Here is a 25,272-nt window from a genome sequence, read left to right on the forward strand (position 1 = left end):
TCGGTGAAGCGGTCCCGATAATCGCAGGCAGGTGCGATTCTCGCATCGCTTTTGCGCCGCGGCGGCCTGGGTGTTGTGCACTCGTTATGCCTGCGTCCCACTCGTCCTCGGTGTCCAGGATGTCCTGCTGGAGTAGCGCTCGGCGCGCAGAGGGCGTATAAGCTTCAAAAATGGTCCCAAATTGGGCATTCTTCGCATGTGGTGACCTTGGATGTACGGCCTCAGCTGCTCGATGCCCTGTCCGCCCTGCGCGACCGGGTCGCGTCCGTGCGTCTGCCGCTGCCCCTGCCCGGCGCTCCGCGCGCCCGCCAGACCAGAGCCGAACTGCTCGCGCAGCTCGACGACTACCTCGTACCCCGGCTGAAGGCGCCCGAGGCGCCGCTGCTCGCCGTCGTCGGCGGGTCCACCGGGGCCGGTAAGTCCACCCTCGTCAACTCCCTGGTCGGACGCCAGGTGAGTGAAGCCGGGGTGCTGCGCCCGACGACGCGCACCCCCGTGCTCGTCTGCCATCCGGACGACCACCACTGGTTCGCCGGGATGCGCATCCTCCCCGACCTCATGCGTCTGTGGGCCCCGCCGGGCGAGGACGAGCTCCTTCCGCCGTCCCGGCAGGGCCCCCCGCGCGGCCCGCACCAGCGCGCCGCGACACGCGAACTGCGGATCGAGACCGTCTCCACCCTGCCGCGCGGGCTCGCCGTCCTCGACGCCCCCGACATCGACTCCCTCGTGGTCGAGAACCGGACACTCGCCGCGCAGCTGATCTGCGCCGCCGACGTCTGGGTCATGGTCACCACCGCCTCGCGCTACGCCGACGCCGTCCCCTGGCACCTGCTGCGCACCGCCAAGCAGTACCAGGCCACCCTGGTCATCGTCCTCGACCGGGTCCCGCACCAGGTCCTCGCCGAGGTCTCGCGCCAGTACGGGGCGCTGCTCACGCGGGCCGGGCTGGGCGACGTACCGCGTTTCACCGTGCCGGAGCTGCCCGAGTCGGCCGGCGAGGGCGGGCTGCTGCCGGCCAGCGCCGTCGCGCCGCTGCTCGCCTGGCTCACCCACCACGTCCAGGACCCGGCCGCCCGGCAGTACGCCGTCGGGCGGACCGCGCTGGGCGCGCTCGACTCCCTCGGCCGGCGCATGCCCGAGCTCGCCTCCGCCGTCGCGGCCCAGCACGCCGCCGCCGTACGGCTGACCTCGGCCGTCGAGGACGCCTACCGCCAGGAGGGCAAGCGGGTCCGCAACCGCCTCGACCGGGGCGCCGTGCTCGCCGGTGACGCGCTCACCCGGTGGCGCGGCTACCCCCTCGACACCAGCGCCGACGAACTCCTCGACTCCCTCGCGGAATCCCTCGCGGCCCTGCTCCAGTGCGCCGTGGCCGCCGCCGACGAGCGCATCGCCGCCGCCTGGCGGCGCGAACCGGCCGCCGGGGCCGTGGCCCTGCCCGCTCCCGACCGGGAGGCGGCGGAACGCATCGGCATGGCCGTACGGCGCTGGCGGCGGGTGCTGGAGGAACTCGCCGAGGAGGAGGTCGCCCGGCTCGGCAAGCAGCCCGCGCCCGATCCCGACGGCATCGCCGCCCTCCTCGTCGCCGCCCTCCTGGGCGGGAAGCGGGCCCGCCCCGCCGGGGAGAAGCTCGCCGAGCGGATCGGCGTACAGGCCGCCGTACGCCTGCGGGACCGGGGCGGGGAACTGGTGGCCGAGCACCTCGACCAGGTGCTGCGCGCCGAGCGGGACCGCAGGCTCGCCCCGCTGGAAGCACTCGAAGTGACCCCGGAACCGCAGGCCGAGCTGATCGCCGCGCTGTCCCTACTGCAGAAGGAGAGGTGACGCGGTGACCGCGCTGACCGACCGCGACCGCACCGACGACCGCTGGGACGACGGCTTCATCGCGCGCTCGCGCCACCGGGCCTCCCGCAAGGGCGCCCGCGCCACCGGGCCGGGGGGCCGCGGCGCGCTCGACGGCGCCGGCTCGCTCGGCGACGGGCGGGACGGGCGGGACGGGCGCGATGGACGAGACGCGCATGACGGGCGTGATGGGCTCGACAGCCTGGGCCCCGAGGGCCTCGACGACGACCTGGACGAGGAGCAGCGCGCCGGCGACGAGGCGCTCGTCCGGGCCGTCTCCGGTGCCGGCAACGACGGCGGCAAGGTCGCCGCCCCGCCGCTCAGCCCCGAGGCGCGGGCCCTGCGGGCGCGCCTCGACGCCCTGCGCCAGCTCGTCGGACTCTCCCGGACCCGGCTCGACGGCAAGACCCTCGCCGAGGCCGGCCGGGTGCTGGACGAGGCGGCCGCGCGCCGGGGCCTGTCCTCGCAGCACACGGTCGTCGCCATCGCCGGAGCCACCGGAAGCGGCAAGTCCACACTGTTCAATTCACTCGCCGGAGTGCAGATCTCCGAGACGGGGCTGCGCCGCCCGACCACCGCCGCGCCGATCGCGTGCAGCTGGTCGGACGGGGCCGCCGGGCTGCTGGACCGGCTGGAGATCCCCGGCCGGCTGCGCCGCCGGCCCCGCGAGACCTCCGAGGCGGAGGCCCTGCGCGGGATGGTCCTCGTCGACCTGCCCGACCTGGACTCGGCCCTCGGGGTGCACCGCGAGCACGTGGACCGGGTGCTGGCGCTGGTCGACGCCGTCGTGTGGGTCGTGGACCCGGAGAAGTACGCGGACGCCGTCCTGCACGAGCGGTACCTGCGGCCGCTGGCCGGGCACGCCGAGGTGACGTTCGTGGTGTTGAACCAGGTGGACCGGCTGCCCGGCGAAGCCGCCGACCTCGTCCTGGACGATCTGCGCCGGCTCCTGGACGACGACGGCATCGCGCTCGGCGAACACGGGGAGCCGGGGGCCACCGTCCTCGGACTGTCCGCCCTTACGGGTGAAGGAGTCGGGGAACTGCGCGAGCTCCTGGCGCAGTTCACCCAGGAGAAGGGCGCCGCGACCCGGCGGATCTCCGCCGATCTCGACCAGGCCGCCGGGCGCCTGCGGCACCTGTACGTCGCAGACGGGCACGCCGGGCCCGAGATCGGCGAGGCGGTCCGCGCCGAGTTCGAGGACCGGCTCGCCGAGGCGGTGGGGGCGTACGCGGCCGGGCTCGCCGCCGAACGGGCCTGGCGGCGCAACGCCGGCAAGGCCTGCGGCACGCCCTGGCTGCGGCTGTGGCGCTGGTACGAGAACCGGCGCGCCCCGCGCACCCTGGCGGGTCTGGCCGCCCTCGCCGCGATCGGCCGCAGCCCGGCGGCGTCGGCCGAGACGCCGGTCGAGGAGGAGGTGACCGCCCGCCAGCGGGTGGAGCAGGCCGTACGGGCCGTCGCCGACGAGGCGGCCATCGGCCTGCCCGACCCCTGGGCGCAGGCCGTACGGGAGACCGCCGTGCGCGGCGCCGAACGGCTGCCGGAGGCCCTGGACGAGCTGGCGGAGACGCTGGGCGCGGCCGTCGCGGTACCCACCGCCAAACCGCCGAGGCCCGCCTGGTGGCCGGCCGCCGTGCTGGCGCAGGCGGCCATGACGCTGGTGCAGATCTTCGGCGGGCTGTGGCTGGTCGGGCAGATCGTCGGGGTCCTGGAGCCGAAGCTGCTGCCGCCGGTGCTGTTCATGGCGGCCGGCATCGTCGGCGGACCGCTCGTGGAATGGGCCTGCTCCCTCGCGGCCCGGGGCCCGGCCCGCCGCTACGGCCAGGACGCCGAGCGCAAACTGCGGCAGGCGGCGGCCGGGTGCGGGCGGGCCCGGGTGCTGGAGCCGGTGGCGGCGGAACTGCTGCGCTACCGCGAGGTGCGCGAGCAGTACGCGGCGGTCGCCGCAGGGGGGACGAAGTTGTCCACAACCCGCCAGTAATCCACAGGCCGGAGCGGCAACGGCGCGTGCGCGCCAGCATGTTCACACGCCGTGCGGATGGTCCGGACGGGTGCGGAACGTGGGGAGGGCGGCCGGGATGAACGACACCCTGGTGACGCTGGTGGGTTACGTGGCGACGCAGATCGACTTCAAGGAGACGCAGACCGGGCCGTCGGCGCGATTCCGCTTCGCGGTGACCCCGCGGTACTTCGACCGGCGCACCGACGCCTGGACGGATGCCGCCACCAGCTTCTACACGGTCTGGGCACGGCGGGTGCTGGCGGTGAACCTGGCCAGTTCCGTCGCGGTGGGGGAGCCGCTCGTGGTCCACGGGCGGCTGCGGGTCCGGGAGGATCCGCCCGACGGGGACGGTGTCCGGTGGTTCTCGGCGGACATCGACGCGGTGGCCATCGGACACGACCTCAACCGCGGGACGGCGGCGTTCCGGCGGGTGGTCAAGACGGACACCCCGCTGATGGGGACTCAGAAGGCGGCGGTGGTCTGAGTGTTCGAGGCGGCTAGGATTCCCGGGTACTCACCGGCACCTGGGTCTTTGGCCCGAAGGGGAAGACTGTGTCGATTGCTGTTCCCGCGTCCTCCGCGTCGTCTGCGTCCTCTGCGTTCTCCACCTCCACCACGCGCCGCGACGGCTCCGCCACTCCCTGCGCCGGACCCGCCGCCCCTGCGGGCGCCGGCGCGGCCACGGGCGGGACCGCCGCCGGGGCCGAGGACAGACCGGCCCGCGGATCCGCCGCGCCACAGGCCGCCACCGGGGGCCGGCCGGCGGTTCCGCTTCCCGCCGCTCGCGGTGCCCTGGGGGCCGATCCGGATCCCGGCCGGGGCGCCGGGCCGGCCGGTGGGGTACGGGGTTCCGTCCGGCGGGCGGCGGCCGTGGCCCTGCTCACCGCCGCCGCCCTCGCCAGTGGGCCGGGGGCCCGCGCCTCGGCGGACTCCGACCCGGCGACGGGCGGGCCGGCCGGGGGCGCGAGCGCCGTGCTGGACGGCCTGAAGACCTACGGGCAGGCGGTCCTGCACACCCAGGACGGTTCGGCCCGGCAGGTGCGGGCCGGGCTCTACGAGATGCGGGTCGATGGCGGCGGCATGCTCCAGACCTACGGAGTGGGGGTCGCGGGTTACGCGCAGCCCCAGGCCCACTACACGGAGAGCGGCTGGAACGGCAGCCTGCTGGCCGGGAACGCCGAGGCGGGCCGGATCCGCTGGGTGCTGGAGCACTCCTACCCCCAGCTCAACGACCTGGCCGGGCTCGCGAAGCAGGCCGGTGCCGGGGCGCTGAGCGCCGAGAGCGCGGCCGCCGGGACGCAGGTGGCCATCTGGCGGCTGGCCGACGGGGCGCAGGTGGAGGCGGTCGACCCGGAGGCGCAGCGGCTGGCCGACTACCTCCAGCGGGAGGCGGGCCGGCTGCCGGAGCCGCCGGCCTCGCTGGACCTGGACCCCGGCCGGGTGGCCGGGACGGTGACGGGTCCGGCGGGTACGCGGCTCGGGCCGGTGACCGTGCGGACCGGGGCGCAGAGCGTGACGGTGACCCCGGACGCGGCGGCCGTGGCCATGGGGGTGCGGGTGGTGGACGCCGAGGGGCGGCCGGTCGCCGCCGCGGGCAACGGGACCGCGCTCTGGTTCGAGGTGCCGTCCGGCACCCCGGACGGGACGGCCTCGGTCGTCGTGCAGGGCTCCACGAAGGTGCCGGTCGGGCGGGTCTTCACCAGCGGGGTCCCGGCCGAGGCGCAGATCGTCGCCGGGTCCAGCGACGTCGCGGCGGCGGCCACCGCCACGGCGGTCTGGCCGCAGCCGGCGGCGCGGGCCCCGCAGGGGACGGTGGGCACGCTGGCCGGGTCGGCCGAAGTGCCGGTGGCAGAGGGGGCGGCGTCGCAGTCGCCGGACTCCCCCGAGGAGGAGCGGCTGGCCACCAGCGGCAGTTCGGCGGCCACACCGGTGATTGCCTCGCTGGCGGTGGGGCTGGTGGTGCTGGGCGGCATGGTGGTCCTGCTGTTGCGCAAGCGGCCGTTGGAGGGAGAGGACGACGCGGTGGGGTCCCAGGGGACCGAGGGCTGATTCCGGATGCCGTCCCCGGGGTAAGCGCGGGGGATGGGTGATCAAGAACTGACCTGGCGGGGTGCGGTCGCGCGGTGGGACCGGCGGCTGTTCGACGAGGTGGCCCGACGGCACTGGCCGGGGGCGGACCGGGTGCTGCCGAGGCTCGGGCGGGCCGCGAACCACGGCGTGCTGTGGGGCGGGACCGCGCTGGCGATCGCCGCCCTCGGCTCCGCCCGGGGACGCAAGGCCGCGCTGAGCGGAGCGGCCTCGCTCGCCCTGGCCTCCGCGACCATCAACACGGTCGGGAAGTGGTCCGTGCGCCGGCCCCGGCCGCTGCTGGACGGGGTGCCGCTGGCCCGGCGGCCGGCCGTGCAGCCGTGGACGACCTCGTTCCCGTCCGGGCACGCCGCCTCGGCCCTCGCGTTCACGGCCGGGCTGGCGATGGAGTCGCCCGGATGGGCGGCCCTGGTGGCGCCGGTCGCGGTGTCGGTGGCCTTCTCCCGGGTCTACACCGGGGTCCACTACCCGTCCGACGTGGTGGTGGGCGGGGCGCTCGGCGTGACGGCGGGGGTCGTCGTACGCCGGGTCGTGCGCGCCGTGCAGCGGGCCCGGGTGGTGCCCGGTGACGAGCGCGCGGCGCGCGGGGTGCCCGCGCTGCCGGACGGGGCCGGGCTGACGGTGGTGGTGAACACCGGCTCGGGTACGGCGAACGTGGTGGGGCTCGACCTCCTGCGCAAGCGGCTGCCCGAGGCGGAGGTCGTGGAGTGCGACGGGGGCGGGCTGGAGGCGGAACTGGCTTCCGCCGCCGCCCGCTCCACGGTGCTCGGGGTGTGCGGAGGCGACGGTACGGTCAACGCCGCCGCCACCGCCGCGCTGCGGGCCGGGGTGCCGCTCGCGGTGTTCCCCGGGGGCACGCTGAACCACTTCGCGCTGGACCTCGGGCTCGGCGGGGTGGAGGACACCTGCCGGGCGGTCGCCGCGGGCCAGGCGGTCCGGGTCTCGGTGGGCCGCTTCACCCCGGGCCCGGCCGCCCACCCCCACCGGCCGACGTCCCCGGCCGCGGACCCGGAGTCGGGTGCGGACTCCGCTTCGGGCTCCGGTTCGGGGTCCGTCGCCGAGCCCGCAGAGTCCGGGTACTTCCTGAACAACTTCAGCATCGGGGCCTACCCCGAGCTGCTGCGGCACCGGCTGCGGTGGGGGCCCCGGATCGGCGGCGGGCCCGCCGCGGTGCTGGCGGCCTGGCGGGTGCTGCGCGCCGAGCGGCCCGTACACCTGACCCTGGCCGGGAAGCCGCGCAACGTGTGGCTCCTCTTCGCCGGGAACGGCACCTACCAGGGGACCGGCCCCACCCCCCGTCGCCGCGACAGCCTCGGCGAGGGCCTGCTCGACTTGCGGCTCGTCCACGGCGGCGGCCGCCCCGGCCCCCGTCTCCTCGCCGCCGCGTTCACCGGACCGCTGACCCGCTCCCCGGTGCACGTCGCCACCCGCATGCGCAGCCTGCGCGTCGCGGACATCCCCGAGGGCACCCCGCTGGCCTACGACGGCGAGTACGCGCACGCCCCGGCCTCCCTCGTCCTCGAAGGCCTGCCGGACGCCCTGACCGTCTACCGCCCCCGCTGACGACCCCGCGCGGACGGCCCCGGCGGGCGGCTCTCCGGCCGACGGCTCACCCGAGCCGTCGGCCGGGGCGTTCCGCGCGATCGGCCCCGCCCCCACCCCCAGGTCGGCCCGCCTCACGGCACGCGTCCGCAGTCAGGTGTCGCCCAGCGCCGGCAGCCCGATCTGGATCTCCTCGAAGCCCCTCCCCGGCGCCGGCGTCCCCTGCTCCAGCCGGTCGCACGGGCCGGCCTGCACCCGGGCCGTGATCCGCTGCGACAGCAGCGGCGCGAGCAGCGAGCCCGTCACCGCCCCGAGCAGCGCCTTTACCCATCCGTGCACCGCCGCCCCGCCCCCGCGCCAGGCCCACGGGCCGGAACGCGTTTCCGCCTGGGGATGGACGTACGGCAAGATGGGGTGTATCTGCCCACCATCGATCTGCCGGACGGTTTCTCTTGGCTGAGTACATCTACACCATGCGCAAGACGCGCAAGGCGCACGGTGACAAGGTGATCCTTGACGATGTCTTCCTGAACTTCCTGCCGGGGGCGAAGATCGGCGTTGTCGGCCCGAACGGCGCCGGCAAGTCCACCGTCCTGAAGATCATGGCGGGCATCGAGCACCCGTCCAACGGCGATGCCTTCCTCTCGCCCGGCTACTCCGTCGGCATCCTCATGCAGGAGCCCAAGCTCGACGAGTCCAAGACGGTCCTGGAGAACGTCGAGGACGGCGTCGCGGAGATCAAGGGCAAGCTCAACCGGTTCAACGCGATCGCCGAGGAGATGGCGACGAACTACACCGACGAGCTGATGGAGGAGATGGGCAAGCTCCAGGACGACCTGGACCACGCCAACGCGTGGGACCTCGACGCCCAGCTGGAGCAGGCCATGGACGCGCTGGGCTGCCCGCCCGGCGACTGGCCGGTCACCACCCTCTCCGGTGGTGAGAAGCGTCGCGTGGCCCTTTGCAAGCTGCTGCTGGAGGCCCCCGACCTGCTGCTCCTCGACGAGCCCACCAACCACCTCGACGCCGAGTCCGTGAACTGGCTGGAGCAGCACCTGGCCCAGTACAAGGGCGCCGTCGTGGCCGTCACCCACGACCGGTACTTCCTCGACAACGTCGCCGAGTGGATCCTGGAGCTCGACCGCGGCCGCGCCCACCCCTACGAGGGCAACTACTCCACCTACCTGGAGAAGAAGTCCGAGCGCCTCAAGGTCGAGGGCAAGAAGGACGAGAAGCGCGCCAAGCGCCTCAAGGAAGAGCTGGAGTGGGTCCGCTCCAACGCCAAGGGCCGTCAGGCCAAGTCCAAGGCCCGCCTCGCCCGCTACGAGGAGATGGCGGCCGAGGCCGACAAGATGCGCAAGCTCGACTTCGAGGAGATCCAGATCCCGCCGGGCCCGCGCCTGGGCTCGATCGTGGTCGAGGTCAACAACCTCTCGAAGGCGTTCGGCGACAAGGTCCTCATCGACGACCTGTCCTTCACGCTGCCGCGCAACGGCATCGTCGGCATCATCGGCCCGAACGGCGCCGGCAAGACCACGCTCTTCAAGATGATCCAGGGCCTGGAGGCACCGGACTCCGGCGAGATCAAGGTCGGCGAGACCGTCAAGATCTCGTACGTGGACCAGGGCCGCGCCAACATCGACCCCAAGAAGTCCCTCTGGGCGGTCGTGTCGGACGAGCTGGACTACATCAACGTCGGCAACGTCGAGATGCCCTCCCGCGCGTACGTCAGCGCGTTCGGCTTCAAGGGCCCGGACCAGCAGAAGGCCGCCGGCGTGCTCTCCGGCGGTGAGCGCAACCGCCTGAACCTCGCGCTCACCCTCAAGCAGGGCGGCAACCTGCTGCTCCTCGACGAGCCCACCAACGACCTCGACGTCGAGACCCTGGGCTCGCTGGAGAACGCGCTCCTCGAATTCCCCGGTGCGGCCGTGGTCGTCTCCCACGACCGCTGGTTCCTCGACCGCGTCGCCACGCACATCCTGGCGTACGAGGGCGAATCCAAGTGGTTCTGGTTCGAGGGCAACTTCGAGTCGTACGAGAAGAACAAGGTCGAGCGGCTCGGCCCGGACGCCACGCGCCCGCACCGCGCCACCTACAAGAAGCTCACCCGAGGCTAGGCCCGAACCATGGCCAGACATCACTACCGGTGCCCCCTCCGCTGGGCGGACATGGACGCCTTCGGGCACGTCAACAACGTGGTCTTCCTCCGCTACCTGGAGGAGGCGCGCATCGACTTCATGTTCCGTCTGGCGCCGGGGGAGGGCAGCGACTCCTTCACGGGCGGATCCGTCGTGGCCCGCCACGAGATCGACTACAAGCTCCCCCTCGTGCACCGGCACGAGCCGGTCCTGATCGAGTCCTGGGTGACCCGGATAGGCGCCGCGTCCCTGACCATCCGCTACGAGGTCAAGGACGAGGCCACCGCGGACGCGCCGGAGACGGTCTACGTCCGCGCCGAGACGGTGGTCGTGCCCTACAACCTCGCCGAGGGGCGGCCCCGCCGCATCACGGCCGAGGAGCGGCACTTCCTGGAGCAGTACCTCGACACGCCCGCGGCCGCCGAAGGGCGCCTCGCGGCATGAACGAGCAGCTGCACTTCGCCGACTCCGGGGAGGCGGCGGACCTCGCCGCCTTCCTGGGCCGGCTGGTGCACTACGACCGCGCCGCCGCCGTCCGCCTCCAGGCGCGGGCGGGCGGCGGCGCGCTCGCCGTCTTCGGGCGGCCGCCGTCCTTCGACGTCCTGGCCGTCCGCACGGCACGGCTCGCCGCACCCCTCGCGACCCCGCTGGACGTGACGGTCTCCGCCGGAGAGCTCCTGGAGGCCGTCGACGAGGCCGGCGCGGGCGTGCGCGTCCCCGGGCCCGTCACCGGTCCGCCGTGGGCCGGGGTGCTGCCGCCGCGCGGCGGCTGGCGGCCCGTGGCGGGACTGCCCGCCCCCGAGGCGGTACGGGCGGCCGTGGCGGCCGCCGTCGCCGAGTTCCGGGCCCGGGACGAGGCCCTGCCCCCGCAGCACCGCACCCGCTCCGAGCGGGACCGCATCGGCCGCGAGATCTGGTCGCGCACCCTCGGCGACACCGAACTCCCGCTGCGCGCCGTGCACGCCGCGCAGTCCCTGGGCTTCCTGCGCCCGGCCCGGTCCGCCGTTCCGGTGGGTCCGGCCCCGGCTCCCGCGGCCCGGCCCGGCTCCGGCGTCCCCGCCCCCGTGGCGCTGTTCGCCTCCGGCGGCTGGCTGCGGCTGAGCACCCCGTACGGATCCGTCGCCACCCGCCGCCCCGGCGCCGCCGCCGGACTCGGCGCGTTCCAGGTGCGGCCGGTCTGATACCGGGCACGACCGGGGACCGGGCACCGGGCAGCCGCGATGCGGGTCCTAGGACCGGGGTCCTCCGTCCGGGTGTCTGAGACGATGGTCGGGTGAATGACGATCCTCAGAGCACGGTGCAGGAGATGACCTTCTACGAGCAGGTGGGCGGCGAGGAGACCTTCCGCCGTCTGGTCCACCGCTTCTACCAGGGTGTCGCCGGGGACCCGCTGCTGCGTCCGATGTACCCGGAGGAGGACCTCGGGCCCGCGGAGGAGCGGTTCGCGCTGTTCCTGATGCAGTACTGGGGCGGCCCGACGACGTACAGCGACAACCGGGGCCACCCGCGCCTGCGGATGCGGCACGCCCCGTTCCAGGTGGACGCCGCCGCCCACGACGCCTGGCTCGGGCACATGCGCGTCGCCGTGGACGAGCTCGGCCTGGCGCCGGAGCACGAGGCGCAGCTGTGGCGCTACCTGACCTACGCGGCCGCCTCCATGATCAACACGGCCTGACCGGCGGCGCCCGGCACCGGCCGCGCGCTCGCACCCGGCGGCCACCCGCAGCACAGTGGAGACATGGGCACGGGCGGTACGGACGAGGGGACGACGGCGCCGCGGGACCTGCGGGAGACGGCGCACGCCGCGCAGGTGCGCGAGCTCACCGCCGCCGGGGTGCTGGAGGACCCGGCCTGGCGGGCGGCCTTCGCGGCGGTGCCCCGGCACGTGTTCGTGCCCTACTACTGGACCGGGCGCGGAGCCGGGCACGAACGGCTCTGGGGCGAGGACCCCGACCCCGTCCGGCGGGCCCGCTGGCTGCGCGGCGTGTACGCCGACGCCCCGCTCGCGACCCGGCTGCGCGACGGTGAGCTGGTCTCCTCCAGCAGCCAGCCCTCCCTGATGGCGAAGATGCTGGAGTGCCTGGAGGTGCGCGACGGGGACAACGTGCTGGAGATCGGCGCGGGCACCGGCTACAACGCGGCGCTGCTGTGCCACCGCCTCGGCGAGGACCTCGTCACCACCGTCGACCTGGACGAGGAGATCACCGAGTCGGCGCGGGCGCACCTGGCCCTGCTCGGCTACCACCCCGCCGTGATCACCGGGGACGGGGCGCGCGGCTGCCCCGCCCGCTCCCCCTTCGACCGGATCCTGGTGACCTGCACCCTGCCGCTGATCCCGCACGCCTGGCTCGGCCAGTGCCGGCCGGGGGCGCGGATCCTGGCCCCGCTGTCGACCGGGCTGATCGCGCTCACCGTCCGGGACGCCGACTTCGCGGAGGGCCGTTTCCTGCACACCTCCGCCTATTTCGTGCCGCTGCGCGGCGCCGGGGCCGCGGCGGCGCCCGCCGGGACGACGGGTCCGCTGCACGGGGTCCCGTACGAACTGGTGGAGAACGAGCGCTTCCAGTTCCTGCTGATCCTGACGGCGGGCGTGCTGCACCCCCGGGAGGCGCTGGACCTGTGGCGCCGCGAGGACCGGCCGGCGCGCGAGCGGTTCGGCGTCACCGTCACCGCCGAGGGCCAGTGGTCCTGGCTCGACGATCCCCAGGGGCCCTACGTGTGGCCCCTGGGGGAGGCCGCCGGCTAGCCGCGGCGGACGGTGATGGTGGTCCAGGCCCCGACATGGACCCGGTCGCCGTCGGCGAGCGGGACCGGGACGTAGGGCTGGATGGGCTCCTCGCCGCCGTTGATGGTGGTGCCGTTGGTGGAGTTCTGGTCCACCACCGCCCAGCCGCCGTCGGGCTGGCGCACCAGCACCGCGTGCTGGTGCGAGACGCCCGGGTCCTCCGGGGGCACCGACAGGTCGACGTCCGGGGACTCGCCCGTGGAGGCGCGGCGGCGGCCGATGGTGATCTGGCCGCCGTCGAGCGGGAGGTGCTGCTCCGGGGAGTACGCGGGCAGGCTGAGCCCGGCCGCCTCGGGGCCGCTGCGCTGCATCATCGCCAGGAAGTACGAGCGGTCGGGACCGATGGTCGCCGACCAGGGGCCGCCACCGCTCTCGGGCACCTGGGGCGGGAAGGACTGCTGCGGCTGTGGCTGCGCCTGGGGCTGCTGGTACTCGGCCGGCGGCTGCTGGTACTCGGCGGGCGGCGGGGGCTGCTGCGGGTAGTGCGGCTGCTGGTATTCCTGCCGCACGGGCTGCGGCTCCGGGGAGGGCGGCGGCAGCAGCCAGTCGTCCTCGCGCTGGAGCGGCTCGGCCGGGCGGTTGACCCGCGAGGGCCGGGAGCCCTGGTACTCGAAGTGGTCCTGGGAGAACACCGGCTGCGGCGGGGCCGGCGGCGCGGGCGGGGGCGGCGGCGGAGCACCCGTACCCGTACCGGAATCGGGGGCGTACGACGAGGTCGCGCTGCGCGTCAGGAAGTTGTACCGGCACTCCTCGCAGAAGGGCGCCATGGCCTCACGCGGGGTGCGGCACTGCGGGCACAGCTCGGCCTGGGCGGTCGGCTCACCGGCGGTGGGAGGGTAGCCGTAGCCGTAGGAGGGCGCCGCGGCGGCGCCCGCAGGGGCGGCGGCCATGCGGTGGCCACAGACCTCGCACCAGTCGTCGGAGGCGGACTGGTGCCCGTTCGGGCAGGTCGGCATCGCGGCGCTTCCCCCTTCTCCCTGCGTCATGCGTCAGGTCGGTCTCGGTCTCAGGTCTTCTTCACTCGGACGGTCTGCGTCGAACGCGTTTCCAGGGTCATCTCGTCGGCATCGGTGACCTTCGCCTTCAGCCGCACAGTACCCGCGACCGCGTCCACGACGTCCACCACCTTCGCCAGAAGCCTCGCGGTGTCGGCGTTCCCGGAGACGCTCGCCAGTTGCACGGCACGGCCCAGCTTCGCCGTGGCGCCGTCGACATCACCCAGTTTGCGGGCTTCCAGGCCCTGTTGGATAGCCTGCGCCAGCTCCGCCTGCCCCGTGTAGTGCGCCACCTGCGGGCTGATCGCGGTCGAGGCGGCCAGGTCGTCGGTCCACACGGCCCGGACCAGCCCCTGCGCGAGCGGCGGCCGCGGCGCTCCGGCGGGCCCCGGCAGGACGAGCGAGGCCCGCGCGGCCAGCATCTCCTGGCCGACGGACGCCCCCGGCACCCGGACGCACACGTGGTACTCGCGGGACTCGTCGCCCCAGGAGCCGGTCGGGTAGTCCCCCGCCCGGGGGCCGGCCTCGGTGCGGCGGCCGGTGAGGTCCTGGAGGGCGGGCGCGACCTGTTTGACGTACCGGACCTCCGCCCCGACCGGGGTCCACAGCCGCAGCGCGACGTCCGCGACCTCCTTGCCCATGACGTTCTCCATCATGCGCGTGAAGTCCTCGGCGAGGTGGGCCGGATCGGCGACGATGTCGGCGGAGCCGAGCAGCGCGCTCGCGACGCCGGTCACCTCCTTCACCTCCCAGTCGGTGCCCACCCCGCGCGCGTCGCAGGTGAAGCGGCCGGCGCAGGCGTCGAGGGTGGCGCGCAGCACGGCCGGCTCCTCGTGCTCGTTGCGGCCGTCGGTCAGCAGGATGCCGTGCCGGATGGTGGCCGAGGAGCCGCGCAGCAGGCCGTCGGCCAGGCGCAGCCAGGTGCCGATGGCGGTGCCGCCGCCGGAGGTGAGCGCGCGCAGGGCCTCCTTGGCCTGCGCGCGGGTGGCCGGGCCGGCGGTGGCGAGGCGGCCCTGGCCGGGGTAGACCTCCTTCGCCTCGTGGGTGCCGGCGATCACGGCGAAGGCGGTGCCGTCCCGGAGGGTGTCGATCGCGGCGGCGGTGGCCTCGCGGGCCCCGCGCATCTTGTCGGGCGGGTACTCCATGGAGCCGGAGCAGTCCACCATGATCACCACGGCCGCGTCCTGGCCGAGGGAGCGGGTGGCGGTGGCGCCGCCGGTGGAGGTGACCGTCACGATGGCGTGCACGTCCTGCCCGCCCTCGGGGAGGAACTCGTTCTGGTACACCTCCACGCTGAAGCGCGGGGCGCTCGGCTTGGCGAAGTTCGCCATCTGCTGGACTCCTCGGAAGGCTGGCTGGGGGCGGGTCAGGCCTCGGTGCGCGGTTCCGCTTCCGCTTCCGGTTCCGCTTCGGCAGCCGGTTCCGGTTCCGGTGCGGGCTCCGGGCTGAAGGGCACGAGCGCGACGGTCACGTTGTCGTGCCCGCCCCCGTCGAGGGCGTGCCCGACCAGCACCTGCGCACTGTGCAGCGGGCGGACCGCGGCGTCCGCGGGCAGGATCCGGGCCATCTCCTGCGCCGACTCGGCGTAGTTCCACAGCCCGTCGGTGCAGACCACGACCACCCCGGGGTGGTCCGGCCGGAAGCTGGCCGTGTGCGGGTCGAGGTCGTAGGCGTCGGCGCCGAGCCAGCCGGTGATGGCGTGGGCGCGGACGTCGGCGTACGCCTCGGCCTCGCCCATCAGCCCCGCCGCGACCATCTGGGCCGCCCACGAGTCGTCCTCGGTCAGGCGCCGGGACAGGGCGGCGCGGTCGTCGGGGACCCAGTAGGCGCGGCTGTCGCCGACCCAGCCGACGGTCAGGACACCGCCGCTGACGACGGCGCCGACGAGGGTGCAGGCCGGCGCGTTCTGCGCGCCCGGGGTCTGCGGGGCCAGCGCGTTGACGGCCGAGGCCGCCGCGAGGATCGCCCCGTGCATGGCCTCCGCTGGGTGGGCGCCGCGCGGGAGGGCGTCGAGCAGCGCCTCGTTGGCGGCGCCGGCGGCGGCCGCGGAGGCCTCGTCGGGACGGCTCGCGGAGGAGACGCCGTCGCAGACGATGGCCACGGTGGCGGCGGAACCGTCGGGCAGCGCGGTGGCCGCCACGGCGAAGGAGTCCTCGTTGCGGTGGTGGCGCAGGCCGCGGTCGCTGACGGCGGCGACGCTGCCGAGCTCCTCCTCCAGGTGGTCGCGCTCGCGGGGCTGGGCGTGCCCGCAGTGCTCGCAGTACCCGTCGGTGTCCACCTGCCCGGCCCGGCAGGCGACACAGGTCTTGCCGCCGTCCCCCTGCGGGGTGCCGTACGGGTTCTCGTGCGGGGCGGGCTGCTCCTGCGGGGCGGCGCCGTACGGGCCGTCCTGCCCGGGCGGGTCCTGTGGGGCGGCGCCGTACGGGCCTTCGTGCGCGGCCGGGTCCTGTGGGGCAGCGCCGTACGGGCCGTCCTGCGGGGCCGGGTCCTGTGGGCTCCAGGTGGCGGCGGGGGAGTCGTGGCGGACGGCCCCGGAACCGTACGGGGGCTCGTGCCCGGCCTCGGCGGAGTCGCCGGGCCGCAGACCGGGGGTGTCCCCGGCCAGGGTCGGGGCGTGCTCGGCCGTGCTCCCCCAGCCGGGCGCGGGCGCCGCCGAGCCGTAGCCGGCCGTCGCACCCGCCGGGCCGGCGGACCCGGAGTGCGCGCCGGTGCCGCCCGAGGGGGCCCCGGGCGCGGGCGCCGGGGCCGGCACCAGGGCGTCGGCGCGGGCGGCCGCCGCGGCGGGGTCGGCCGGGGCCAGGGCGTACGAGCCGGTGGCGTCCGGCTCTCCCGCGGACCGCGCCCGGGGCCCCGCCGCCGGGGTGGCGTCCGGTCCGGGAGGCGGCGAGGACAGGGCGTATCCGCACACGCCGCAGAAACGGTCACCCGCCTCCAGGGGCTCCGCGCAGCTGGGGCAGCCCGACGGCCGATGCATCGACATCACTCACACCCACGTCCGGGGACGGAAACGGTTTGCCCGCTCCACCAGTTCGATCCTCTCCTCGCCCCGCTGCGCCAGCCGAGCGAGGACGCGGTACGAGCGCTCCAGGCCGAAGCGCAGCCCCCGCTCGTCCAGTTGACTGCCGAGCAGCGAGGTCCGGCCGGGGTCGGCACCCCGGCTACCCGACAGTACCCAGTCCAGGGCCGCGCCCAGAACCTCGGTCGTCAGCCGCTCCTGCCGTTCCGGGTCCAGCCCGAACCGCCGCAGCGCCTCCACCTGGCCGGAAGCCGCCACGAGGTCGGCCAGCAGGGCCTCTTGCGGGGACCGGTCGCGCAGGCGTGCCCGTACGGCCGCCACCCGTGCGGCGGTGTAGTGGATCGAGGCCTCCGGTACGGACTCCAGGGTCCGCACCGCCGCGTCCCGGTCCCCGGCGGCCAGCTGCACCCGGGCCAGCCCGAAGGCGGCGCTGACGAACCCCGGGTCGGTGGTCCAGACGAGCCGGTAGTACTCGGCGGCGTTGTCCAGCTGCCCCAGGACCTCCGCGCACAGCCCGAGGGCCAGCTTGGGGGCGGGCTCGCCGGGGAAGGCGTCGTAGACGGCGTCGAAGGACAGGGCCGCTATCTCGTCGTCGCCCGTGGCCAGCGAGGCGATGCCACGGGCCCACACCACCCGCCAGTCGTCCGGATGCCGCGCTTCCAGTTCGGCGAGGTCCCCGCCCGCGACGGCCAGTTCGCCCAGTTCGAGCCGGGCGCGCAGCTCCCGCAGCCGCAGTTCGGCGGAGTCGGCCGGGGCCGAGCCGAGCGCGGCCAGCAGGTCGGCCGGGGCGGAGGCGAGGAGTCCGGCGAGGAAGCCGGCGTTGGGATCGGCCGGGTCCACCAGCGGCACCGGCAGGGCCAGGGCCGTGTCCCGCGCGTCGAGCGGCGCCGTCCCGGGCGCGCCGGGCGGCGGCGGGGCGGGGGCCGCGGGCCGCGCCGGAGTGGCGGCGGCCAGGGCAGCCGGCACCGCCCCCTCCCGCCGGGGCCCGGGCAGCCCGGCCCCCGCGAGGTGCGTGGCGGCGGTCCCGAGCGCGGGCACCCCCACGGCCCCGCCCGGAGCGGGAACCGGAGCCGGAGCCGGAGCCACCTGAGCCGAAGCCGAAGCGGAAGCCGCAGCCGCAGCCACCCCCCGCCGCCCCCACATCCGCCGCGGGACCTCCCGTACGCCCAGCCGGGACACCTCCGCCCCCGGCGCGTCCGCGAACAGCCGGGTGTCCGGAACCCGCAGCTCCGGCCCGAAGAGCGTCGACGGCTGCGGCCGGGGCCGGCCCGTCTGCAGCGCGACCACCTCCCGCAGCACGCCCGTCAGCTGGTCCGCCATCTCCTGCGCGGAGGCGAACCGCCGCCCGGGATCCGGGTCGGTCGCCCGGACGAGCAGCCGGTAGAAGGACTCGTACCGTCCGAAGACCTCGATGTGCTCCGGATCCGGCAGCGAGTCCACGAACACGTTGGTGTAGCCCTGGAAGTCGAAGGTCAGCACCGCCAGCGTGCGAGCCACCGTGTACAGGTCCGAGGCCACCGAGGGCCCCAGCTCCGCCACCTCCGGCGCCTGGTAGCCGACCGTTCCGTAGATCGCCGACTCGTCGTCGTCCATCCGCCGGACCGCGCCCATGTCGATGAGCTTCAGCTGGTCCTGCTGCTGGATCGCGTTGTCGACCTTGAAGTCGCAGTACAGGAGGTTGCGGCTGTGCAGGTGCCCGAGGGCCTCCAGCGCCTCGATCCCGTACGCGCACGCCTGCTCGACCGGCAGCGGATCGCGCCGCCCGTCCGGCCGGCGGCGTTCGTTCGCGATCTCCTTCAGCGATCTGCCGCCCACGTACTCCATGACGATGTAGCCGTCGAGCGAACCCGTCCGCTGGTCCAGGTGCTCCACGAAGTTGTAGATCCGCACGATGTTGGAGTGCTCGATCTCCGCCAGGAAGCGCCGCTCGGAGATCGCCGCCTCCATCGCGTCCTGGTCCCCGGTGTCCAGCAGGCCCTTGAGGACCACCCACCGGTTCGACACGGCCTTGTCCACGGCCAGGTACACCCAGCCGAGGCCGCCGTGCGCCAGGCAGCCCGCGACCTCGTACTGGCCGTGCACCACGTCACCGGCGCGCAGCTTCGGCACGAAGGAGTACGGGTGCCCGCACGTGGTGCAGAACCCTTCCGTCCGGCCCGGCCGCTCGCCCCGCGCCCGGCCCACCGGAGCCCCGCAGTCCGAGCGGGAGCAGAACCGCTTGCGCTCCGGCACCTCCGGGTTGGCCAGCACTGCCGCCGAAGGATCCGGACGCGGCACCTCCGGCATGGTGACCAGCCCGGCGCCCAGCCGGCCGCGACCCGAGGACGCGGAGGCGGAGCCCGAACTGCGCACCGAGACCGAGCGGGTGGAGGCGGCGCCGCCCGACAGGGACCGCGACAGCCGCCCCGACACCGAGCGGCGCGAGGAAGAGGAGCGGGAGGACCGGGAGGAGCGCGAGGAGCGCGCCGACGCCGAGGAGCGGCCCGAGCCCGCCGACCCCCGGGAGTCCCCGTGCCGGGCCGCGCTGGTCATCCCCGTCGGAGGCGAGACCAGCTCCTGCGCCCCGGCGGCGACCGCGCCGGCCGGGGCGAGCCCGCAGGTGTCGCAGTAGACCTCCCCGCCGCCCATGTCCTCGTACGCGCCCGGGCAGCCGGGACGCACGCACGGCGTTGCGATCAGGCTCACGCCTCCTCCTCCCCCGGCCCCGCGGGCCGGTGGTGATCCGGCAGGGGCTGCTGCCTCGGCACCAGTGTCTCCGCCGTCGCCCGCTGGTAGCGCAGGACGGCCTGCTCGGCGGCCCGCAGGTCGCAGGGCGCGCTCCACAGCATCCGCCGGGCCGCGTCGTACCGCTCGACCAGCAGCGGATCCTCCGCGACGCCGTGCCGGGCCGCCTTCGCCTTGTACGCGTCCAGCCGGCCGCGCAGCTCCGCCCGGACCGCGAGCGGCGCCGTCACCGCGGTCAACGATTCGCGGGCCCGCCGCAGTTCCTCCTCGGCCCGGTCCTCCAGCGCGTCCAGCAGCGGGGACAGCCGGTGCCACTGGGAGCGGCGCCGGTACTCGGCCGCCGCCGCCAGCTGCTCCTGCAGGGCCGTCGGCGGCCCGCTGACCGCGGGCACCTCCGACGCCGCGATCTTCGCCAGCACCTCGGTCCGCGCCGTCCGCGCCTCCGCCAGGGTCCGGTCGGCCCGCGAGAGCACGTCCCGCAGGGCGATCAGCCGCGCCTCCGCGTCCTGCCGGACCGTCAGCACCGCCTCGACCTCACGGCGTACGTCGTCCAGCGCGCGGGCCGCCCGGTCATAGCGGCCGGTGTCCGGCCGGCCGCCGCCCGGGGCGGAGCTGCCCGCCACCGCGACCCAGAAGGCCAGCGGATCCGCGATCACCTCGGCCCGCAGGGCGGCCAGCTCGGCGGTGATCTCCTCCAGGTCGTCCCCCGACGGATGCTCGCCCGGCCGCACCCCCACCGAGTGCGCGAGCGCCCGCGTCCGGCGCAGCTCGGCCCCGAGCAGGTCGATCCGGGCGGGCAGCGCCGACCACACCGCGTCGGCCGCCACCACCACGTCCAGCGAGCTCGCGTACAGCTCGTTCATCCGGGCCACCAGGGCGGCCAGCGAGAACCGCTCGGCGAGCCCGGCGCCTTCGGCGGCGGCGCCCGCGATCACCACCCCGGGGCCGCGCAGCCGCTCGGTCAGCTCGGCCAGCTCCTCGCGGGACGGCCAGCGGCGGCGCTCGCGGATCTCCCGGGCGGCGGCCAGGGCCCCGCTGTAGGCGTCGAAGTACGTCCACAGCCGGCCGATCGCCGCGTCGGCGGCGGCCCAGCGCTCCTTGGTGACCCCGCTCAGCGCGGCGCCCTCCAGCAGCCGTCGCCCGGCGTGGTCCTGGAGCGCGAGCAGCGAGGTCTCCACGGCCTCGTGCTCCGCGGCCAGCCGGGTCAGCGCGCGGTCGACGTCGTCCCGGTCCATGAGGCCGGGATCCGCTCCCGGGAGGCCCGCGTACGGCTTCGGATCGGTCACCGGCCTCAGCCGTTCCGGTACATGGGGGCGGGCGGGGCGGCCTGGCCCGGCAGCACGTTCTGGAAGTGCTTGCGGTAGGAGACGGCCCAGGGGCTCTGGTCGCCGCCCGCGCGGTAGTTCTCCAGCACCTTGTTCACACGGCGCACCAGATCGGTGGCGTCCTTGTTCATGGCCACCCCGTAGAACTCGCGCGTGAAGGGCGCCCCGACCAGCTGCACCGAGGGGTCCTGCGCGGCCTGGCCGGCGGCGAGGGCGTTGTCGGTGATGATCCCGTCGACCTCGCCGAGCTGGAGCCGCACCAGGCAGTCCAGCTGGTTGGGGACCGAGACCGGCACGGCGCCGTACGACTTCGCCTTCAGCGCGGCCTCCGCCGTGGACCCGGCGGCCGTGCAGATCCGGCGGCCCGCCAGCGAGGCGTCGTAGCCGCTGATGCGCGAGCCCTTGGGGGCCAGCACCTGCTGCCCGGCCTCGAAGTAGGCGGTGGAGAACGCGACGTCCTCCAGCCGCTTGCAGTTGATCGTCATCGTCCGCACGACGACGTCGACCCGGCCCTCCTGGAGCGCCGGGACGCGCTGGCTGGTGGGGATGGCCCGGTAGATGACCGCGTCCTCGCGGCCCAGGATGTCCTTCGCTATGGCCTTGACCAGGTCGATGTCGAAGCCGTCCAGGTGCCCGTCGGGGTTGCGGTAGCCCCACTTGAAGCTGTTCTGGTCCACGCCCGCCACGAGTTTGCCCGCCGTGCGGATCCGCTCGATCGTCGGGCCGTCCAGCCCGGACGGGGCCAGGCTCGCCTCCGGGTCCTGGCAGGTGTCGGCGGGGGCCAGCGGCGCGGCCGCCGCGCGGGCCGGCTCCCGTACCGCCGCGGGCCGGGCCGCGCCCGGAGCGGCCTGGGCCAGTGGCAGCACCGCGGCGGCCGTCACCGCGCAGGCGGCCGCCATCGCGCTCACGCCGCCCCAGCCGCGCAGCCGCCGCCCCGTCCGTGTCCGCCGTATCCGCATCGCACTCACCTGTACTCCGAAAGCCTGCGGCCGATGCCGAGGAGAGCGGCGGCCGCGCCGAGGGCCGCCAGCGCCGCCGAGCCCGTCATCAGCCCGTCCAGCGCGCCGAGCCCGTCCCGGGCGGCCCGGGTGAACTGTTCCTGCTCGTGCGCCACGGCCCGCTCCAGGGAGGCGTCCACCGTGTCGAACGAGGCCCCGCTGCTGTCCTTGTGCCGCTCGTCCCCGATGACCTGTGGGAGGGCCAGCTCGTAGTCGCCCCTCATGTCGCTCTCCCGGGCCGCCGCGTGCCGCTGCTTCCACTGCGCCACACCCGCCAGGGCCGCCGAGACGGGCTCCCGGCCGCTCGCGTCGTCGGCCAGTCGCAGCGCCCGCGCCAGGCCGTCGTCGAGCTGCTTCATGTCCCGCGCGTAGTCCACGTCGTACTTGTCGGACTTGTTGTCCCCGGCCAGTACGGCGCCCCGCGCGATCAGCGTCAGGTTCTCGTTGGCCCGGGCCTGGAGCGAGGCGATCCGGGCGTCGTTGAGCACCTTGAGCGACTCCTGCCCGTGGGCCCGCGCCTCGCCCAGTCCCGTCCGCGCGACCGTGTGGCCCACCGCCAGCCACAGCAGCACCACGGCCGCGGCGGCCGTCGCCGCGAGCAGCCCGTGGTTGAACACCCGGTGCGTGTGCAGGTAGGTGCGCCGCTGCGCCCACCCCAGCCCGGCCAGGGCGAGCACCCCCGCGCCCGCGGCGGCCAGCGGCCAGGAGCGGGCCGCGTCGTAGTCGGCGTAGAGCCGGCCGGTCTCCGCCTCGTACAGGCGCTGGGCGGCGGGCAACAGCACCGTGCTCATCTGCTCGTTGGCGTAGCGCAGGTACGCGCCGCCCAGCGGCAGGCCCTGCCGGTTGGTGGCGCGGGCCTGCTCGATGAGGCCGGTGTAGCGGGGCAGTTGCTCGCCGAGCAGGGCGATCTCCTTGCGCGAGTCCCCGCCGGCCGCGGTGTTGGCGGCGGCGCTGACCAGCAGTCTGGAGGCGTTCGCGATGTCCTTCTCGTAGCGCTGCCGGACCTCGCGGGGCTCCTGGGCGCCCGCGAGGAACCCGCTGGAGGAGGCCGTGTCGGCGTCCGCGAGGGAGCGGTAGATGCTCGCCGCGTCCGCGCTCAGCGGCTGGCTGTGGCCCACCACGTCGTCCGCGGCGGTGACCCGGCCGGAGACCTCCCAGACCGCGACCATGCCGAACAGGACCACCAGGGCGGCGAGTACCGCCCCGATGATCCGCAGCCGGCCCGGCTCGGTCGTGGCCGCGGCGCGCAGCCGCGCCACGCCCTCCGCCCAGGCGGTGCTCCGCCCCGGCGGTGGCGCCGCCGGGCCCGGATCCGGCCCGGCGGGCGCTCCGGAGGCACCGCCCCCGGGCGCGGACGCGCGTGTCGTGATGGCCACCGTGACCTCCCCCTCGGTCCCTCTGCTCGCAGCAGTATGGCCGTAGTGCCGCCCGGCCACAGCACCCGGAGCCCGATCTTGGCGATCCTCCTCCCGGGGCCGCCCCCCGCGGTCCCCGCTTCCCCTTCACCGTCAATACGCCCGCCCGGCCCCCGTGGTTCCCGGCCCGGCGCCGCCCGGCGCAGGTTCACCCGAAATGAGCACGGAGTTTCGCGTGGGCCTCGGGGGGCGCGCCGACGGCGTCCAGGCCCAGCAGGGCGGCGCCCAGCACCGGGGGAGCGGTGACCACCGAGGGGCGGGCCAGCGGGGCACGGGCGGCGAGGAGTTCCACGATCCGGCCGTTGAGCTGCGGATGGCGGGCCGCGAGGACGCTGCCGCCCAGCAGGACCGGCGCCTCCTGCCCCAGCAGCCCCAGCCGCTCCAGCGCCACCGAGGCCAGCGCCACCACCTCCGCGGCCTGCCGCTCCACCAGCGCCAAGGCCACCGCGTCGCCCCCGGCGGCCACCGCGAACAGCACCGGCACCAGTTCGTGCAGCCGCCGCCGGGGCACCGCGCCCAGGTGCAGGGCCTCGATGAGCGCGGCCATCGAAGCCAGCCCGAAGTGCCGGGGCAGCGCACGGGCCAGCCGGGTCGGGCCGCCGCGCCCGTCCTCGGCCCGGGCCGCCCACCACAGGGACTCCTCCGCGAGGCCGCCCCCGCCGCCCCAGTCGCCGGAGATCACCCCGAGCGCCGGGAAGCGGGCGGTCCGGCCGTCGGGCAGCAGGCCGACGCAGTTGATCCCCGCCCCGCACACCACCGCGACCCCGCAGGGCGGGCCGGAGCCGGCGAGGCCCGCCCGCAGGATCGCGAAGGTGTCGTTGCGCACCTCGGTCGCCGTGCCCCAGCCGCGCGCGCCGACCGCCCCGGCGAGCTGCCGCTCCTCCACCGGCAGGTCGGCGTTGGCCAGACAGGCCGAGACCCGCTCCGCGTACGGTGTGCCCGGCGCCAGCCCGGCGGCCTCGGCAGCCTCCGCGACGGCCAGCCCGAGCACGTCGACGGCCGCCTCGACGCCGGTCCGGGGCGGCTGGAAGCCCCCCGAGCGGCCGGTGCCGAGGACGGTGCCGTCGGCGCCGATCAGCGCGGCGTCCGTCTTGCTGTTGCCGGCGTCGATGGCGAGGACGGCGGCGGGGCGGTTCACGCCCATGGCAGGTGCTCCTTGTTGTGCGCGAGCAACCGGTCGGTCAGTCCCTCGGCGCGCTCCAGCTGGCCGGTCAGCGGATGCGCGAGGAGCGCCCGGAAGACCCGCTCGCGCCCGCCGCGCAGCGCGGCGTCCAGCGCGAGGTCCTCGTACGCGGTGACGTGCGCGACCAGCCCGGCGAAGAGGGGGTCCAGCCGGGGCACGGGCAGCGGTACCGGGCCGCCGCCGTCGACGCGGGCCTGGACCTCGATGACGGCGTCGTCCGGGAGGAAGGGCAGGGTGCCGTCGTTGCGGGTGTTGACGACCTGGACGGCGGGGCCGCCGTCGCCGAGCAGGGCCGCGGCCAGGTCCACGGCGGCCTCGGAGTAGAAGGCGCCGCCGCGCTTGGCGAGCAGGGCGGGCTTCTCGTCGAGCGCGGGGTCGGCGTACAGGGCGAGGAGTTCGCGTTCCATGGCGGCCACCTCCGCGGCCCGCGAGGGCTTCTCGCCGAGCTCCCGCACCACCTCGTCGTGGGCGTAGAAGTAGCGCAGGTAGTACGAGGGCACCACGCCGAGCCGGTCGAGCACGGTGCGCGGCAGGCGCAGGTCGGCGGCGACGGCCGCGCCGTGCTCGGCGAGCAGCCGGGGCAGGACGTCGGCGCCGCCGGGGCCGCCGAGCCGGACGCCGGTCTCCCAGGTGAGGTGGTTGAGGCCGACGTGGTCGAGGTGGACCTCGGCGGGGGCCACGCCGAGCAGCGCGGCGAACTTCCGCTGGAAGCCGATGGCGACGTTGCACAGTCCGACGGCCTTGTGCCCGGCCTGGAGCAGGGCGCGGGTGACGATCCCGACGGGGTTGGTGAAATCGATGATCCAGGCGTCGGGGGCGGCCCGCCGGATCCGTTCGGCGATGTCGAGGACGACGGGGACGGTGCGCAGGGCCTTCGCCAGGCCGCCGGCGCCGGTGGTCTCCTGGCCGACGCAGCCGCACTCCAGCGGCCAGGTCTCGTCCTGGAGCCGGGCGGCCTGTCCGCCGACGCGCAGCTGGATCAGGACGGCGTCGGCCCCGGCGACGCCCGCGTCGAGGTCGGCGGTGGTGGTGATCAGGCCGGGGTGGCCCTGGCGGGCGAAGATCCGGCGGGCGAGGGCGCCGATCAGCTCCAGGCGGTCGGCGGCGGGGTCGATGAGGACGAGTTCGCTCACGGGCAGGGTGTCGCGCAGCCGCGCGAAGCCGTCGATCAGTTCGGGCGTGTAGGTGGAACCGCCGCCCACCACTGCGAGTTTCATCGGGG

General features: G+C 75.5%; 20 protein-coding genes. 10 read left to right on the forward strand and 10 right to left on the reverse strand.

The annotated features are described in order from the left end of the window. Positions 1 to 207: 207 nt before the first annotated feature. The 5 genes from ACZ6ZT_RS06320 (at position 208) to ACZ6ZT_RS06340 (ending at position 7,492) form a co-directional block, all read left to right on the forward strand. Positions 208 to 1,821: a dynamin family protein gene (locus ACZ6ZT_RS06320; protein WP_469716584.1), complete on the forward strand. Its 1,614-nt coding sequence runs from the start codon at positions 208 to 210 to the stop codon at positions 1,819 to 1,821. 4 nt (positions 1,822 to 1,825) lie between these two features. Further along, a complete protein-coding gene (locus ACZ6ZT_RS06325; RefSeq protein ID WP_469716084.1) occupies positions 1,826 to 3,820 on the forward strand; it encodes a YfjP family GTPase in 1,995 nt (664 codons plus the stop codon). 97 nt (positions 3,821 to 3,917) lie between these two features. Further along, positions 3,918 to 4,325 (forward strand): single-stranded DNA-binding protein, encoded by a 408-nt coding sequence (locus tag ACZ6ZT_RS06330; protein WP_469716085.1) that lies wholly within the window; start codon positions 3,918 to 3,920, stop codon positions 4,323 to 4,325. 386 nt (positions 4,326 to 4,711) lie between these two features. Beyond that, positions 4,712 to 5,890, forward strand: coding sequence for a TQXA domain-containing protein (locus tag ACZ6ZT_RS06335; protein ID WP_469716087.1), 1,179 nt, complete (start codon positions 4,712 to 4,714; stop codon positions 5,888 to 5,890). Positions 5,891 to 5,923: 33 nt separating this feature from the next. Further along, positions 5,924 to 7,492: a phosphatase PAP2 family protein gene (locus ACZ6ZT_RS06340; RefSeq protein ID WP_469716089.1), complete on the forward strand. Its 1,569-nt coding sequence runs from the start codon at positions 5,924 to 5,926 to the stop codon at positions 7,490 to 7,492. 132 nt (positions 7,493 to 7,624) lie between these two features. Here the strand turns inward: ACZ6ZT_RS06340 and ACZ6ZT_RS06345 are convergent, their stop codons facing one another. Then, entirely contained in the window at positions 7,625 to 7,810 is a 186-nt protein-coding gene (locus ACZ6ZT_RS06345) for a hypothetical protein (RefSeq protein ID WP_469716090.1), read from the reverse strand. A gap of 113 nt (positions 7,811 to 7,923) precedes the next feature. Between ACZ6ZT_RS06345 and ettA the strand changes: the two genes are divergently transcribed. The 5 genes from ettA (at position 7,924) to ACZ6ZT_RS06370 (ending at position 12,355) form a co-directional block, all read left to right on the forward strand. Next, on the forward strand, positions 7,924 to 9,588 hold the full coding sequence (gene ettA, locus ACZ6ZT_RS06350; protein WP_469716091.1) for an energy-dependent translational throttle protein EttA: 1,665 nt from the start codon (positions 7,924 to 7,926) through the stop codon (positions 9,586 to 9,588). A gap of 9 nt (positions 9,589 to 9,597) precedes the next feature. Then, entirely contained in the window at positions 9,598 to 10,053 is a 456-nt protein-coding gene (locus ACZ6ZT_RS06355) for an acyl-CoA thioesterase (RefSeq protein WP_030229562.1), read from the forward strand. Further along, positions 10,050 to 10,790 carry a DUF8010 domain-containing protein gene (locus ACZ6ZT_RS06360; protein ID WP_469716092.1) on the forward strand — a complete coding sequence of 247 codons (741 nt, stop codon included), beginning with the start codon at positions 10,050 to 10,052 and terminating at the stop codon, positions 10,788 to 10,790. The genes ACZ6ZT_RS06355 and ACZ6ZT_RS06360 overlap by 4 nt, the downstream gene beginning before the upstream one ends. A gap of 125 nt (positions 10,791 to 10,915) precedes the next feature. Then, entirely contained in the window at positions 10,916 to 11,284 is a 369-nt protein-coding gene (locus ACZ6ZT_RS06365; protein WP_469716586.1) for a globin, read from the forward strand. A gap of 63 nt (positions 11,285 to 11,347) precedes the next feature. Beyond that, a complete protein-coding gene (locus tag ACZ6ZT_RS06370; protein ID WP_469716094.1) occupies positions 11,348 to 12,355 on the forward strand; it encodes a methyltransferase domain-containing protein in 1,008 nt (335 codons plus the stop codon). Here ACZ6ZT_RS06370 and ACZ6ZT_RS06375 read toward each other — a convergent pair. The 9 genes from ACZ6ZT_RS06375 to ACZ6ZT_RS06415 all read right to left on the reverse strand — a co-directional run bounded on the left by ACZ6ZT_RS06375 (position 12,352) and on the right by ACZ6ZT_RS06415 (position 25,267). After that, entirely contained in the window at positions 12,352 to 13,350 is a 999-nt protein-coding gene (locus ACZ6ZT_RS06375) for an FHA domain-containing protein (RefSeq protein ID WP_469716096.1), read from the reverse strand. The genes ACZ6ZT_RS06370 and ACZ6ZT_RS06375 overlap by 4 nt on opposite strands. A 50-nt stretch (positions 13,351 to 13,400) precedes the next feature. After that, positions 13,401 to 14,720 carry a VWA domain-containing protein gene (locus ACZ6ZT_RS06380; protein WP_469716098.1) on the reverse strand — a complete coding sequence of 440 codons (1,320 nt, stop codon included), beginning with the start codon at positions 14,718 to 14,720 and terminating at the stop codon, positions 13,401 to 13,403. 35 nt (positions 14,721 to 14,755) lie between these two features. Further along, positions 14,756 to 16,369, reverse strand: coding sequence for a protein phosphatase 2C domain-containing protein (locus tag ACZ6ZT_RS06385; protein WP_469716100.1), 1,614 nt, complete (start codon positions 16,367 to 16,369; stop codon positions 14,756 to 14,758). A 3-nt stretch (positions 16,370 to 16,372) separates the two neighbouring features. After that, positions 16,373 to 19,081, reverse strand: coding sequence for a serine/threonine-protein kinase (locus ACZ6ZT_RS06390; RefSeq protein ID WP_469716588.1), 2,709 nt, complete (start codon positions 19,079 to 19,081; stop codon positions 16,373 to 16,375). Between the two features lie 5 nt (positions 19,082 to 19,086). Further along, positions 19,087 to 20,364, reverse strand: a complete 1,278-nt coding sequence (locus ACZ6ZT_RS06395) for a coiled-coil domain-containing protein (protein WP_469716589.1) — start codon at positions 20,362 to 20,364, stop codon at positions 19,087 to 19,089. 56 nt (positions 20,365 to 20,420) lie between these two features. Continuing rightward, positions 20,421 to 21,413: a glutamate ABC transporter substrate-binding protein gene (locus ACZ6ZT_RS06400; RefSeq protein ID WP_469716102.1), complete on the reverse strand. Its 993-nt coding sequence runs from the start codon at positions 21,411 to 21,413 to the stop codon at positions 20,421 to 20,423. A 5-nt stretch (positions 21,414 to 21,418) separates the two neighbouring features. Then, positions 21,419 to 22,828: a hypothetical protein gene (locus tag ACZ6ZT_RS06405; protein WP_469716104.1), complete on the reverse strand. Its 1,410-nt coding sequence runs from the start codon at positions 22,826 to 22,828 to the stop codon at positions 21,419 to 21,421. A 187-nt stretch (positions 22,829 to 23,015) separates the two neighbouring features. Then, positions 23,016 to 24,011, reverse strand: coding sequence for an N-acetylglucosamine kinase (locus tag ACZ6ZT_RS06410; RefSeq protein WP_469716106.1), 996 nt, complete (start codon positions 24,009 to 24,011; stop codon positions 23,016 to 23,018). Next, entirely contained in the window at positions 24,002 to 25,267 is a 1,266-nt protein-coding gene (locus tag ACZ6ZT_RS06415; protein ID WP_469716107.1) for a 6-phospho-beta-glucosidase, read from the reverse strand. The genes ACZ6ZT_RS06410 and ACZ6ZT_RS06415 overlap by 10 nt, the downstream gene beginning before the upstream one ends. Positions 25,268 to 25,272: the final 5 nt, after the last annotated feature.

The sequence above is a fragment of the Streptomyces sp. NPDC102258 genome, from assembly GCF_055584685.1.